The sequence below is a fragment of the Gemmatimonadota bacterium genome, assembly GCA_026706845.1.
Classification (GTDB): Bacteria; Latescibacterota; UBA2968; order UBA2968; family UBA2968; genus VXRD01.
This window is the reverse complement of the sequence record JAPOXY010000053.1, coordinates 1-15,089: the sequence shown is the minus strand read 5'-3', so window position 1 is coordinate 15,089 and position 15,089 is coordinate 1. Positions and strand designations below refer to the sequence as shown.

General features: G+C 48.9%; 13 protein-coding genes. 12 read left to right on the top strand and 1 reads right to left on the bottom strand.

All coding sequences use genetic code 11. From position 1 onward, the window contains the following. The 11 genes from OXG87_05180 to OXG87_05130 all read left to right on the top strand — a co-directional run. The coding region (locus OXG87_05180; GenBank protein ID MCY3868929.1) for an FtsX-like permease family protein at positions 1 to 493 on the top strand (493 nt) is incomplete at its 5' end. Further along, on the top strand, positions 490 to 1,761 hold the full coding sequence (locus OXG87_05175) for an ABC transporter permease (GenBank protein ID MCY3868928.1): 1,272 nt from the start codon (positions 490 to 492) through the stop codon (positions 1,759 to 1,761). The genes OXG87_05180 and OXG87_05175, both read left to right, overlap by 4 nt. A 108-nt stretch (positions 1,762 to 1,869) precedes the next feature. Next, on the top strand, positions 1,870 to 3,099 hold the full coding sequence (locus OXG87_05170; protein ID MCY3868927.1) for a right-handed parallel beta-helix repeat-containing protein: 1,230 nt from the start codon (positions 1,870 to 1,872) through the stop codon (positions 3,097 to 3,099). Between the two features lie 470 nt (positions 3,100 to 3,569). Next, the gene (locus OXG87_05165) at positions 3,570 to 4,376 is read left to right on the top strand and encodes a methyltransferase domain-containing protein (GenBank protein ID MCY3868926.1); all 807 of its coding nucleotides are present in this window, start codon (positions 3,570 to 3,572) and stop codon (positions 4,374 to 4,376) included. Positions 4,377 to 4,964: 588 nt separating this feature from the next. After that, positions 4,965 to 5,327, top strand: a complete 363-nt coding sequence (locus tag OXG87_05160; GenBank protein MCY3868925.1) for a hypothetical protein — start codon at positions 4,965 to 4,967, stop codon at positions 5,325 to 5,327. A gap of 90 nt (positions 5,328 to 5,417) precedes the next feature. Continuing rightward, positions 5,418 to 5,555: an IS3 family transposase gene (locus OXG87_05155; GenBank protein MCY3868924.1), complete on the top strand. Its 138-nt coding sequence runs from the start codon at positions 5,418 to 5,420 to the stop codon at positions 5,553 to 5,555. 41 nt (positions 5,556 to 5,596) lie between these two features. Next, positions 5,597 to 8,263, top strand: coding sequence for an ATP-binding protein (locus OXG87_05150; GenBank protein MCY3868923.1), 2,667 nt, complete (start codon positions 5,597 to 5,599; stop codon positions 8,261 to 8,263). Positions 8,264 to 8,657: 394 nt separating this feature from the next. After that, on the top strand, positions 8,658 to 9,719 hold the full coding sequence (locus OXG87_05145) for an LD-carboxypeptidase (protein ID MCY3868922.1): 1,062 nt from the start codon (positions 8,658 to 8,660) through the stop codon (positions 9,717 to 9,719). An 83-nt stretch (positions 9,720 to 9,802) separates the two neighbouring features. Further along, on the top strand, positions 9,803 to 10,411 hold the full coding sequence (locus tag OXG87_05140; protein ID MCY3868921.1) for an HAD-IA family hydrolase: 609 nt from the start codon (positions 9,803 to 9,805) through the stop codon (positions 10,409 to 10,411). Between the two features lie 10 nt (positions 10,412 to 10,421). Next, complete coding sequence (locus OXG87_05135) at positions 10,422 to 11,309, top strand: alpha/beta hydrolase (protein ID MCY3868920.1); 888 nt, start codon at positions 10,422 to 10,424, stop codon at positions 11,307 to 11,309. Between the two features lie 80 nt (positions 11,310 to 11,389). Next, positions 11,390 to 12,388 carry an aldo/keto reductase gene (locus OXG87_05130; protein MCY3868919.1) on the top strand — a complete coding sequence of 333 codons (999 nt, stop codon included), beginning with the start codon at positions 11,390 to 11,392 and terminating at the stop codon, positions 12,386 to 12,388. A 17-nt stretch (positions 12,389 to 12,405) separates the two neighbouring features. Here OXG87_05130 and OXG87_05125 read toward each other — a convergent pair whose 3' ends face one another. Further along, positions 12,406 to 13,881, bottom strand: a complete 1,476-nt coding sequence (locus tag OXG87_05125) for an alpha-L-fucosidase (GenBank protein ID MCY3868918.1) — start codon at positions 13,879 to 13,881, stop codon at positions 12,406 to 12,408. A 207-nt stretch (positions 13,882 to 14,088) separates the two neighbouring features. Between OXG87_05125 and OXG87_05120 the strand changes: the two genes are divergently transcribed. Then, positions 14,089 to 15,089, top strand: a 1,001-nt coding sequence (locus OXG87_05120) for a DUF1552 domain-containing protein (protein MCY3868917.1), incomplete at its 3' end; no start/stop codon positions are given.

Below are 15,089 nucleotides of genomic sequence, written 5' to 3'. Positions count from 1 at the left end.
CACAGACTTTCTGACGTTTATCATGCTTCCTCAAGATTATGATTCTGATACGTTGGAACGTAAATTACCGGACTTGATAGAAACGAATATGAGTACAGAAGCAAGAATGACTTACTTCTATCATCTCCAGCCGCTAAAACAGATTCATCTTTATACTCAGCGAGATTACGATATTCAACATTCAAAAAGGGGGGATATTACTTACGTTTACCTGATATCCGCTGTAGGTTTCATTGTCCTGCTCCTCGCCTGTATCAATTCTATGAACCTGGCAACAGCCCAGTCTGCAAGCCGGGCAAAAGAGGTAGGCTTAAGAAAAGTAATTGGTGCAAATCGACGCCAACTCATCAGACAGTTTTTAGGGGAGTCTATTCTTTTATCCGGAATCGCCTTTGTGTTTGCTCTAATTATAGTCGAACTGCTTTTGCCGACGTTTAACAGTTTTACAGGCAAATCCCTGGCCTTGAGCACCAGTTCTTCCATACTGGATTGACGGGCATTACGCTGTTTGTCGGTTTTCTATCGGGCAGTTATCCAGCCTTTGTGCTGTCTGCATTTCAGCCTGTAGAGGTTTTGAAAGGCAGTTTAAAAATCAGCCCCCAAGGGAATGGTCTCCGAAAGGGATTGGTCGTAATCCAATTCTCAACCTCGATTTTTCTGATTGTTTGTGCAGGTGTGATTCACAATCAGTTGGTATATATCAGCGATACAAATCTGGGTTTTAACAAAGCCAACCTTATCCACATTCCTATTTTTCGAACGGACAGAATGGTGGAACCAGATCCTTCAAAACGCTTGGTGAATCGATATTCGACTATCAAGGGAGAGTTTTTGCAGAATCCTCATGTTTTGGCCGCGACAGCATCTCACGACTTGATCGGTATTGATGGTGGACGCCAGCAGACAGTCAGGTTAGGCGGTGCTCCAAATCAAGAGCTTCCAATGTGGATTCTGGAAGTCGATGCGGATTTTTTGAACACTTACGAAATTGACCTATTCTCTGGCCGGAATTTCTCACAAGATATCCAGAAAGATGTAACAAGTGCATTTTTGATCAATGAAACGGCGGCCAGACAACACGGAGGGCATAACTCTCTGGGAAAACAGCTTGAAATACCTGGGTTAAAACGTACAGGAACTGTTATCGGGATAGTCAAAGATTTCCACGGTAGATCACTCAGAAAAAAAATCGGTCCCTACGTGATTTGTATGACGCCGTCTCGTTATCTTTTTGTTACTTTGCGAATTCAGACTGATAATCTACCAGAAACGATGGCCTTCTTAGAAACGACATGGAAGCGTTTTATACCTGGTCGTCCGTTTGATTTCCTTTTTTTGGACGAGCGCCTTGATTTGCTCTATCGGGATGAGATGCGATTACGGAAAGTATTCGCAGTCGCTGCCTTTATTGCTATGTTGATTGCGTGTCAGGGCCTTGTAGGTTTGGCTTCTTTTTTAACGTCCCAACGAACTAAGGAGATTGGTATCCGAAAGGTTCTTGGAGCTTCAGTGGCTGAAATATTTCTACTACTTTCTGCCAGTTTTGTAAAATGGGTAATCGTGGCAATGCTAATTGCCTATCCAATGGCTTATCATGTGATGAGAACGTGGTTGCAAAATTTTGCTTATCGGGTTCATCTGGGTTTCGAGGTCTTTCTTCTAAGTAGTCTTCTAGTACTGACGCTTACTGTAACAATCGTGGGATATCATACTCTAAAAGCTGCGTTCGCAAGTCCAGTAGATGCCCTACGAAATGAATGAAAAACGAAAAACAAGACAAGGCGAGAGCGTATGCACTATTGACGCCCCGATCTCATGAATACGGTTCGATTGTGGAATACAGACTTTGATGAAAGGTATTGAAAGCCTATGATAAGCAAAATAATCACGGCATCTCTCGATCAAGATTCGGCTACCTCGGGGATTCAGGAGGCGATTGACGCCCTTGGCGAGCGAGGTGGGAGCGTTCGGATTCCGGCAGGCAAATGGCGGCTACGCCAGTCGATTGTCCTCCGAAGTGGCGTGAGCCTCATCGGCGAAGGATCAGCGACTGAACTGACGATAGCTGCACCCAGGGCGCTATTCCTGATTCGGGATGCACGCAAAGGTTCCCGCAGCATCTACTTGCGTGGACGAGTGCCTTTTGTAGCAGACGATGGCGTCGGGCTGACCGACCGTCCTCGCCAATGGTGGGATGGGACCCACGCGCTGGTGAAGTCGGTAAAGGGCAACCTCGTTCGCTTGAGCGAGCCACTAAACAGGGGCCTGAGGGTGAAAGAGGGAGCCCAGATCGTCGGCCTCTTCCCTGGCATTACTGCTGTCAGGAGAGACGATGTGAGCCTGCGCGATCTGACGCTGCGCGGGTCGAGAGATCCCAAAGGGCGCTGGTGGCAAGACTTCACTTACAGCGCTGTACACACTGTCCACTGTAGAGGTGTACGCATCCAGAATGTAGCGGTCATCGACTGGCCGAGTGACGGCATCAGTGTGCAGGGCGGCTCGGATGTGCAGGTCACCCACTGTCAGGTTCGCTTTTGTCGCGGACACGGATACCATCCCGGCACTGGTATAGAACGCAGCATCTGGTCACACAACATCGCCATTGGAAACGGCGGAGACGGTCTGTACTTCTGTGGCCATGTGCGCGACTCTATATGTAGCGACAGCGTGTTCACAGGCAACGACTACAGTGGCATCGGCGGCGTGGGGCATGGGGAGGATCACCACAACATCATCAGCAACAATGTGTGCTCAGAGAATGGCAAATGGGGCATTAACGCAAGCGATGGCGTGGAACATGTGATCGTCGGGAACATCCTCCGTAGCAATTCCTGGAAGAAGCCAGGAGCTTATCCCGCCCTGCGCCTGCACAATGCCAAAAGATTTCTTGTCCAGGGCAACCGTTGCGCCGATGATGTTGACAAATCGCCGACTGTTGGGGGCGACACACCGTGCCAGACGCGAGGCATCGTCGAGAGTGGCCACAGTGACTGGAACCTCGTGAGTGGCAATGTCTGTATAGGAATGACCGAGCCGATCACGGTGATAGGCCACAATTCCCGCGCACAAGGGAATCTTTTGTCAACCACCACCTGCTGAGCAGGTGGCTTGTCCCTGCCACACCTTAGGTGCTTGACCCACCCATTGGAGGCAATGCAGCATATCCGAGCAAGGGCTTAGGTTTAAACCGCTCACTGCGTAGCGAGACTTCAGGGCAGTTGACAGCAGCGGATTGCTACCGCAGGTTTGGGAGGTCAGGCCCCTAACTGTGCCCATCAGATTTGACGACAACACAACCGCAATCCATACCGCTGTTGTTGCCAAATCTGCCTCTCAACTAACATCACAGAGAGGGTTTTGTGTGCTATCCCACACCGAAACCGTTTACTCTCAAAAGAGAGTGCCTTTGTGTGCGCTACGATAGCACCTGCGAAATATACCCACAAAACGGCTTAACGGCAAAGCCAACTATCTCTGACCACGCCCAAAGGACTTGGCTTCCTAAAGGAAAGTGAAGCGGAAAAACAAAACCCGGATACTGAATGTCTCCGCTTTATGAGGATATTTTCATGAAATTCGATGAACGAGATCTATATACTGGACTCTCCGCACTTCATTGGGCTACGATATCGACGTCAGATCCCCGCATAGACAAGTCATTCTACAAAGGCATCCTTGAGAAAGCTGGAAGTAAGGCCCTGGAACTGGGATGCGGAGCGGGGCGGTTACTACTGACCTTTTTGCAAGAAGGATTTGATGTACAGGGGGTGGACATTTCGGGCGATATGCTATCTGTATGTCGCCAGCATGCGAACGCGATGGGGCTGGACCCCGTGCTCTACGAGCAGCAGATGCAGCAGTTGGATCTCCCCGATCGATTTAATGCCATCTATATCCCGTGCGGTGGTTTCCAGTGTGTAATGGGGCGGCGAGCGGCATTGGAAACGCTCCGCCGATGCCACGCTCATTTGGAGCCTGGTGGGATTCTCGCCTTTAATGTTGCCCCAGCCCATAGTTTTTATTACTGGGGGTCCAAAGAGATACACGCGTGGCCCGGCGAGTGGAAACAGATCGCCAATAAGGAGCTTGAAGACGGAAAGCGCCTACTGGTTTACCACCACAAAATTTTTGAAGATACGGTGGCGCAATATGCTGTCCGAGAACGGCGATATGAACTATACGAAGGCGATCGTCTCATAAAGGAGGAGATTCACACCGGACAGACGCACTGGTACCATCGAAATGAACTGATGTGGATGCTGGAATTGGCAGGCTTTCAAGATGTCGATGTCAAAGGCGATTGGACAGACGAGACCCTGAATTCCGAACACGAAAAAGAGATGATCTTCATTGCTACCAAGAATGGGGATAAGTGACAGCAAGCATCGTGTGTAAAAAAATAAAAAATTGAGGCTAATCGCTTTCGTTTATCTACACATTTTGATATATTGTCAGAAGACTTAGATAAGCACCTATGAGGATGAGAAAGGACCTGCCATGGCAAGAAATTCACAAGCAACCAATGGCAAAAGAGTGCATGTCATCTCACGAAAAGATGGTTGGGCAGTCAAGAAGGAGGGGAATTCCAAAGCTTCAAAAATCTACCGCACTAAGTCCGCTGCCGAAAGAAGCGCAAGCAAGATTTCGAAGGGCAGGGATGTCGTCATCCACGAACGAGATGGATCCATACAAAAATGGAAACGGGCTAAGTGAACAGCGGAGGAGAATTCCATACTAACGTCTTTATCAACTGCCCCTTCGACGACGAGTATATTCCTCTCTTGAGACCTCTGCTATTCAGTGTGGTTCAAGCAGGCCTGACGGTGAGGATTGCTTCGGAGACTTTTGACTCTGGATCTGCGAGGATCAATCGAATCTGTGAATTGATACGTGAGTCAAAATACAGTGTGCATGATCTGTCGAGGATGCGGGCGTCATTCGAGGGCGAAATTCATAGGATGAACATGCCCTTCGAACTGGGTCTCGACATCGGCTGCAGGGTCTTCTCTAACGGCCCACTGAGTCAAAAGCGGTGTTTGATCTTGGAAACTGAACAGTACGATTACCAAAAGGCATTGTCTGATCTGTCGAACTCCGACATTAAGCGACACCAGAATGAGCCTGAGGAAGTCATCCGTCAAGTGAGGAACTGGTTTATTGAGGTAGGCATTGAAGGTCTGCCCAGCGGGACCGTGATTTGGGATCAATTCAATGAGTTTATGGCGGACTTTTATCAAAAGAGAGAGGCCGAGGGCTTTAGGGACAAAGATCTACAAATGATGCCTGTGCCTGAGTATGTCGGGTTCATTGAGGAGTGGGTAAGATGAATAGAAGTCTGAGGATAAATTCGTGTTTTCAGCCCCGTGTGTATTTCCCACGCACGGGGTTTTCGTTTAGTCAAGTGGGCTTGACCCGTTTTGGTGGGTCCCCTATCAGTAGTTAGATTGGCTATATTCGAATATATTGAAGGGTGGTATAACCCACATCGTAGGCATTCTTCAATAGCTTACCACGCGCCGATGGCCTACGAAAATCTGTATCAAACACAGGCTTGAAATCCAAGCCCTAAACTCTCCACTAAAACAGGGAACTCTGTATGGATAAATTGCCTTCAACTATAACTAATTCAGATCTTTGGGCAAATACTCTTGCTCCACAAGAAAATGACGAATCGGCTGCAGCGCGTGAGCGATTGAGAGCAGCGTTCACCACCTGCAGGCAAAGCGCCGGACTTCTCACAGATGAAATCCGGCGAGATCTTCCGCAGTTAACACTTCACAACTTGACTCATATTGATGCGCTATGGGAGACAGCAGGAACCATTCTTGGCCCGAACTACGATATAACGCCAGCCGAAGGCTTTGTTCTCGGAGTGGCTTTTCTCTTCCATGATCTTGGTATGGCTTTGCCTACTGTGGATGGCGGGATTGAAGCACTCAAAGCTGACTCCCGTTGGAAAGATCTTGTCACCTATGAGTACCAAACATCCTTAGAGCGTGAACCTTCTGCCGAGGAGATTTCGAATCCTGAAGAAGAAATCTATAACCGCGTCCTTTTGAGTTTGCTTCAACAGATTCATGCAGCTAACGCCGAACGACTTGCCTTCACTGCACTTTCGTCAGAAAAAGGTAATGATTCGATTTATTTGATAGATGACCTTGAGGTAAGGCAAGCTTTTGGTCGAGTCATAGGACAGGTCGCCCATAGTCACTGGTGGGATATTAGCAAGCTTGATCAACAATTTCAACGAACTGTTGGAGCAGCACATTGGTGTCCACGTGACTGGACTATCGATCCCTTAAAAGTCGCATGTATTTTAAGGTGTGCTGACGCAGCTCAGGTTGATGCACGGCGTGCTCCCATATACCTGAAAGCTTCAACTGAACTCCCAGATACATCGGCTGACCATTGGACATTCCAAGAAAAGTTCAACAAACCCTACCTTGAGGAGGATGCCCTTGTATTCACGACTAATCGTGCTTTCAATATATCTGAAGCATCTGCCTGGTGGCTCTGTCTGGAAACGCTACGCATGGTTGACAAAGAGCTTGGTTCTGTAGATGCGCTATTCGCAGACAAGGGGGCTCCGCGGTTTGCTGCGAAAAGGGTAGCCGGTATTGAGGATCCAGAACGCTTGGTTTCCTATGTACAAACTGACGGCTGGTTACCAATCAACGCAACTATTCATGTTACCGACTTGCCACGTGCGATCAAAAGCGTTGGCGGTGAGGAAATGTATGGAAAACATCCTGAGGTTGCACTTCGGGAGTTGATACAAAATGCATCTGATGCTGTGTGCGCTCGTCGGATTTATGAAAGACGACAAGCAGACTATGGAGAAATTCGCGTTTCATTAACCCAATCTTCCAATAGTTCTCACTGGCTCGAAGTCGAAGATAATGGTGTTGGCATGTCCCAATTCGTTCTCACAAATTTCCTGCTGGATTTTGGTAGATCATTTTGGGGATCCTTTGAAATGCAGCGAGAATTCCCAGGATTACTGTCTTCGGGCATAAAGCAGATCGGGAAATATGGTATCGGGTTTTTCTCCGTATTTATGCTTGCGGAACACGTTCAAGTGATAACCCGTCGCTCGGATTCAGCAGCAAAAGATACACTTGTACTCGAATTTAGCAGAGGGCTCAAGGGTAGGCCAATTTTACGTGAGGCCAACAATAGCGAGCAATTAATAGATGGTGGGACAAAAGTTCGCTTACAGCTTCAGGTTGATCCTTCTCTCTCAGAGGGATTGCTCTATGACTCGTATCGGAAGGCACCAAGAAAACTCTCGGATATATGTATTGAACTATGTCCAGCACTAGAGGTTGATTTGTTTGTGGAAGAAGATGGAGTATCTCAACAAGTGATACGAGGTGGTGACTGGCAAACATTAGACGCATTCGAGTTTCTCAAACGAATACCTGTTCTTGATTCGGAACGCAACTTTTCACACGAGGATGTGGACGTTTTTCGAAGAAAAGCAGCCGATAATCTCCGTTGCTTACGGGATAGAAGCGGAAATATTATAGGCCGCGCTTTAGTGACAGTCGGTTTTGCGGGTCACATTGAGCCATATATCGACTTATCGGGGATAGTTACCATTGGCGGTCTAAAATCCTGTACCTTGTCCGGCATTGCAGGTGTTTTAGTAGGCATGCCATTGCGTGCATCTCGTGATGTAGCAAAGCCCATAGTAGAAACTGACGAGCTAAAACGATGGGCACAGGAGCAAAGCACTCTCGTACCATCTCTTTGGGAAGAAGAAAAGACCCAGGCTGCCTGTGCTCAATATATCCGCCTTTGCGGCGGTGATACTGAAAATCTCCCCATCTGTCTAAATAAAGGTAATTGGTATTCTGCGACGCAAATCCGTTCGAGAAAAGACCTGCCCCATCAAGTTGTGCTTGTTGACCATTTTTCAATTGATTACAATTTCGAGCATGTAGAGGATTACACTCTTAATGATAACGTGTTCGTTACACAAGTCGGTGGGATACCTGGATTGCTACAATCCCGCGTTCGTTGGACGGAGGTTCATTGGCCGCAGGACACTAACACTAACTTTTTTCTCGGAAGTGGCTCTCCAAATCTAACCTTAGGCGGTGCGGTTCTCGAATCTATTGCCCAAGCTTGGGATTTAAATATTAAGACGATAGTTCAGAATAACGATCTGGAAAGAGAGCCGAAGGTTGCTATTGGGGTCACTGGCAACGGAAGGGTGCTCAAAGAAAGAGCCATTGTGGTCACAAAACCGAATTTATAACAGAAAAAAAAACTGACTGAACGCCTGCTCCTGAGAGAGTTCACAAAATAAGACGTGGACGCCATCGCCGAGTTCAGAAGGGACCCAAGGTATCTGGAATACTACTACCGGCCCGCCTACACCAGAGGGGAGTGCGTCCGCTTTGTAGATAAATGCATCGCATGGTCTAAAGAAAATCCGAGATGCAAGTTCCAGTTGGCCATCACGGACCGCTCAAACGGGATATTACTCGGTAACTGCATGTATTTCTCTTGTATCGGGACAAATGGGCCCACGGCTTATCTGGTCATGATGCTTAACCTCGGCCAAGGGAGGATGACTACCGTTAACAGTGGGTTCACAAACCGGAAGACATTAGCGGCAAATCGCCCACAAAAACTAAACAGACTTGATAATGAAACCATCGCTTACTAAACCACCAAAGCTTCAAGAGGGAGATAAGGTAGCCACTGTATCTCTGTCATGGGGTGGACCGGGGCTAATTCCACATCGATATGAAGCTGGAAAAAAACAACTGGAAGAAGCATTTGGCCTGGTCGTAATCGAGATGCCTCATACACTCAGAGAGCCAAAATGGCTCTCTGAGAATCCAAAAGCGCGTGCGGATGACTTGATGGAAGCCTTTTCAAACTCAGAAATCAAAGGAATTATATCGACTATTGGCGGCGATGACTCGATTAGAATTCTTCGTCACCTAGACCTTGATCTTATCAGGAAGAATCCAAAGCCCTTCGTGGGATATTCCGATACGACCGTTTCCCACTTTGCGTGCCTAAAGGCGGGCATTGTCTCCTTTTATGGTCCAGCAATTATGGCAGGATTTGCCGAGAACGGTGGGTTGTTTCCCTACATGGTGAACTCCGTTAGACGGACCTTATTTGATTCTGGAAATATTGGTGAAATACCGGAGAATCGAGATGGATGGACCGTCGAACGTCTTGACTGGGCAAATCCTGCGAATCAAAAAAGAAAGAGAATCCTTCAAGACTCTGCGGGTTGGCAGTATCTCCAGGGAGAAGGGCAAAAGGAAGGACACCTCATAGGTGGTTGCCTCGAAGTTCTCGACTGGATAAAAAGTACAGACGTTTGGCCTAACAAGGAAGTGTGGGAAGGCGCGATACTCTTTATCGAAACGTCTGAAGAAACACCGCCGCCAAGTACGGTAACCAGGTTTTTTCGGTCTCTTGCTGCGATGGACATTCTTCCATCTTTGAGTGGGATTCTCTTTGGAAGACCAGGTGGCCACGAGTTGTCGCCTGATTCGTTTCATGCTTATGACGACGCCATATTTCAGATAGTCGCTGACGAGGAAGGACTGACTTCGCTCCCCATAATTACGCAGATGGATTTCGGGCACACAGATCCGATGTTCGTTCTTCCGTATGGAATTCAAGCAGAAATCGACTCTGATTGGCGCAAGTTTACCATTTTGGAGAATGCAGTCGAATCTGATTGAGAAGACCACAAAGCATAACAACAGTGTTTATTCAATTGATGCCCATAGAAATGCCGTACATCACTGCGAGACAAGAAACATAAATGACAAATGTAATTTTGACAGACCTCGATGGGGTAATTCGGATCTGGTCCCCTGAAATACATCTGACGGCGGAACGAGCAACTGGATTACCTGAGGGAGCCATCCCCGGAACTGCGTTCTTAGATAACTTGCTCCCCCTGGTAATCACAGGACAAATCTCTGACGATGAGTGGCGTCGGAGAATTGCGGACCTGCTCAGCCAGGACTTTCCAGAAGCCAATGCTGAGCGCGCGGTTGAACTCTGGTCCGCATCGCCAGGAGAAGTCAATTCGGAGATCCTGGGGATCTTGCGGGCTTGTCGAAAGAAGGCTCAGTTAGTCCTCATCAGCAATGCGACATCAAGATTATCCTCAGACCTTCGGCAACTGGGCATCGCCGGGGATTTCGACTACATCATCAACTCCTCAGAGGTCGGGTTTACAAAACCCGATCCCAACATCTACTTCGCAGCCCTGGCTACCGTGGGCGCAATTCCGAACCAGGCTCTGTTCATAGACGACAACGCCGGGCATGTGGCAGCAGCGACCAGATTGGGTATAGCCGGACACACTTATGCTGGAGCCGACGATCTTCGGCAGAAGCTGAATCATCTGAGACTTCTTCAATAACGAGGACACTTTGCCGGAACCCATTTTCACACTCCTGCGCCGAACCTACGCCTTCAAGAAGACGACAGACTGCGACATCCATCTCGACGTGTATTCGTCAGAGGCGATGACCGAAATATCTCCCGCCGTAGTGTGGATTCATGGTGGTGCACTCATAATGGGCAGTCGAGAAAACGGTCAAGGCCATGCGGCTCGCTACGTGGATGCGGGATATAGGGTCATCTCGATCGACTACCGGCTCGCCCCGGAGACCAAACTACCAGAGATCATAGCAGACGTCCGCGATGCGTTTGGGTGGATTCGGTCGAACGCAGATGAACTCGGTGTCGATCCTGCGCGAATTGGCGCGGTCGGACATTCGGCAGGCGGTCACCTGACATTGATGACGGGCACGTTCGATTCGAAGCCCAGGGCCCTGGTGTCCTTCTATGGATATGGAGATCTGATCGGTTCGTGGTATTCAAAACCGTCCCCGTTCTACCTGAAGCAGCGACATATCGGGCGCGAAGAGGCGATGGAGCAGATCGAGCCGAGAGCGATTTCGGAAGGCAGACGTCCAGGCACGTTCTATCTGTACACGCGGCAGCAGGGCATCTGGCCGATCAAAGTCAGCGGCTTCGATCCTGCGAAGGATCCCGCATTTTTCACCCCCTACTGCCCAGATCAGAACATCGACGCGAACTATCCGCCAACGCTGTTGCTACACGGGACAGACGATACCGACGTTCCATACGAACTGTCTGTGCGTATGCAGAACCGCCTGAAGGAGGCCGGTGTGGACCACGAGATGGTCACAATTGAGGGCGGCGGCCACGGATTCGACGGACGCTGGTGGGACCCTCAAGTGAAAGCCGCCTTCGCGAGAGTATTGGAATTCCTGGACAACCACTTGAATTGACAGAGTCATTCCGTTCAATGTTTGACTGCCGGCGTGTATGCGAGAAAGCAACATGACAGCGAAAGGAGTACGGTATTCATATGAAGCGTCGAGCACTTGGAAATACGGGAGTGAATGTCAGCGAACTTGGCCTGGGCACAGCTTTTATGTCTGACCAGGGCCAACAGGGAGTAAACGAATGTATAGCCCTGGCAGTTGACCGGGGGGTCAATTACTTCGATACGGCTGCCGCCTATGGCAAAGGCAAAGATGAGCGTATGTTAGGTGAGGCATTGCGTGGTCGCCGGGAAAAGGTATTCTTGGCGACCAAGGTAGGTGGTGTAGAAGATCCGGGAGGACACCGCAAAGTCAATTCTCTCATGCGACAATTTGAAGAGAGTCTGGGCAGACTTCAGACCGACTATGTGGATCTGATCCAGCTACATGAGGCAGATCAGCGAAAGTGGTGGTCAGATGATCCTGTGCCTAAAGAGATTGCCATATCCCACGGAGGACCGCTGATTATAGACGAGGAAGAGTATGACTTTCCGGCGGCGCCTTGTTTGGAGTTTCTTCGCATTGCAAAGAAACAAGGCAAGGCACGCTTCATCGGCATCACGGGTAAAGATGCGCGACGCCTTGCTCGGCTGGTCAGCGCCACTGAACTGGACTCAATGATGGTCGCACACCAATACAATCCAATTTATCGCAACGCTACTCGCTTTCTGCTTCCCCTTACCGAAGAAGAGGGCGTAGGAGTGGTTGGTGGTGCGATGTTTATGAAGGGCTGGCTTGCCGTTGCCAGGTCAGACTGGCGTGACCATCTGCCCGAATGGATGGATGAAAGTTTCCACCGCGCGTATTGCAAATACCTGGACATCCAGGCATCATCGGGCCTGGAGTTGCCGGAACTCACCCTGCGCTGGCTACTGCCTGAGCAACGTCTCAAATGTATCGTAACTGGCTTCAAAAATCCGCATGAAGTCGAATCGAATATCGACGCCATTGAGCGTGGTCCCCTCCCCGCCGATCTCCAGTCTGAGATTGACGCGATTGGGATCATACATCCATTACTGTATCAGGGAAGAACGACAATCTGAATCCCTATCCAATGATGTTACATCTCTAAATCAATCTCACCATCTATCTCAATCTTAAATGCATACGCCTGATCATTTGGTTTCTCGTTGGGCAAATCAATGTGCAAACCATCGTTATTCTGATTCCAGGTCAAGGGCTGATCGCATCCAAGCAATCGAACAGATCGAATATCGCCATCGCCAATGCGAGTGATAGGGCGGAGTGTTCCAATGTGATACGTGTCGCCCTTTGGGCACCCCATTACGATAGCATAGAGCGCATCTTTTGTACAGGTAAAGCGAATATCTGTTTCATCGCACAAATGATACCGCCATCTCTTGCCCTGCTCCCATATTCGCTCGACATTGCCCTCCGTTTGTATGCGCCATGGACGCGTACCGTGAATCGCCTCGCTATTCACACTGAGCCATTCGCCGATCTCACCCAACACTTTTACCTGCCCGTCGGGAATCGTGCCATCTGCCATAGGTGCAAGAGAAAGAAAAATACCGCCACCTCGGCTTACGGCATCAATCAGGCTCTTTAAAATGTATGCAGCAGAGCGATACTTTTGTCCTTCAATATACCCCCACGAACGTTCTGCGATATTGATGTCATCAATCCAGGGTCGCTCTATTCCCGGCAAACGATCACGGCCCTGCTCAAATGTCAACATACCCAATTCTCGTGGAAAATTAAACTTCCCATTCGTAGGCAGCTTATTCAGCACAGTAACGCCTTTGCCCCACTTCAGGCTCCTGTTAAAATAATGTGCCAGCACAGTACAAACTGCATCTTGTGCTGGCCCCTCACGGAAACGTCCGCCATCAAACCAGGTGAGATCTGGTTGATAGTTGTCAAACACTTCTATGATTTTCTTTTTCCACTCTTCCAGAAAATCTTCGTATTTACCCGTCACAGCATTCCAGTACAAGTCTGCATACTCAGGATCAAAGAGATCCCATCCCTTACTTTTCGCTTGCTCAATCTCCGATTCAGAAGGCGCTTCGCCTAACGTGCTGCTGCCTGGCAAATACCAGTTAAACGTGCGCATATGGTGAAATGTAGCTGAAATGCGCAAGCCCTTTTTTCTGAGTTCTGCAACCAGATCACCATACAAATCGCGTTTGGGCCCCATGTTTGCAGCATTCCATCGATTCACTTTGCAATCCCACAGCAAAAACCCATCGTGATGAACCAGTGAAATACCTGCATACTGCGCACCTGAGCCAGCAATAATTTCAGCCCACTGTTCTGGATCGAAATTTTCTGCTGTAAACCGCGGAATCCATTCTTTGTATCCCACCTTTGAAAGATCTCCAAATCGCGACACAAAATGCGCGTGCTCAGGTGAACCTTCGATATACATATTGCGTGCATACCACTCGTTGCCAAATGCCGCTGCCGAGTATGGTCCCCAGTGTGCATAAATGCCAAACTTAGAATCATTTACCCAATCGGGTATTTCATAACTGGTGAGGGATTCCCAATTGGGTTCATATTGATCTGCCATATCTCTACTCCTTTTGGACGTCTGGTTCGACATATTCAATAGTTTATCTCGACCATATAGTTTGAATCGGCCGAGCATTTTGTCAAGGTCTATGTGAAGCGCAAGACGAAGACACCAATCGCTGGCTTGACAAAAGACTTTGGCGTCTGCTATATTAGAACAGATTTTGGCATAGAGACCCTAACTTAATATAGAAGAGGACAAGGCATGAACATCGTTTCTGAACTTTTACAAGCGCGGGTTAATCGCCGACACTTCTTACAGGGTGCAGGCGTGGCACTATCTCTGCCCTTCTTAGAAAGCAGCATGGTGTACGGTGCGACAAATCCGAGGCGTCTGGTCTGCGTGGGCAATCATCTGGGATTTTGGCCGGGCGGATTTTTCCCCGAGCAGTCCGGCAAGGACTATGAGACGAGCCTGACGCTGAAGTATATCGATTCACACCGAAATGATTTTACTATCTTTTCAAATCTCGATCACGGTACGGGCGGTGGACACTCCGGCGTACACGTGTTTCTGAGCAGCATACGCAAGGAAGAAGCCGCAGGTTTTCCCGAAAAGAATATGACGCTGGACCAGGTCGCGGCTGAGTATGTGGGCAGTACAACGCGCTTTCCCTCAATTACCGCAGGGCTGGGCAGAGGTACAGACATGGTATGGACGCGGTCGGGCGTAAATGTGGCACCGATTAACAATCCCGCCCGCATTTTTCAGGCTTTGTTTGTACAGAATGATGAAGCTATGCGAAACGCAGAGCGGCGTACGTTATCAAATCGGGGCAGTGTGCTTGACGCCTTGCTCGCATCGGCAAAAACACTCGACGGGCAGTTGAATGCGGCGGACCGCGGTAAGCTCGATCAATATCTGACTTCGGTGCGCGATGTCGAACGTCGCCTGCAAATGTCGCGCGAATGGCTCGACAAACCCAAGCCAGAATCTCCGATTGAACCCGTGGAAGACCTCGAACGGATGCAAATTGAGGAAATGCCGCTTTTTTATGATCTGCTAACGCTGGCATTACAGACAGACTCGACACGGGTTGTGACCTTTGAAATCCCCATGGGCTTTAAGACGTCCGAACTCAACCTCGGAGGATATCACGGCCTTTCGCATCACGGCAAGGACGAGGGGCGATTGAAAGACCTGCAGATTGTGGAAAAATATTTGTTGACTCAGTTTGATCGGTTTCTGGATCGCCTCAAAGAAGC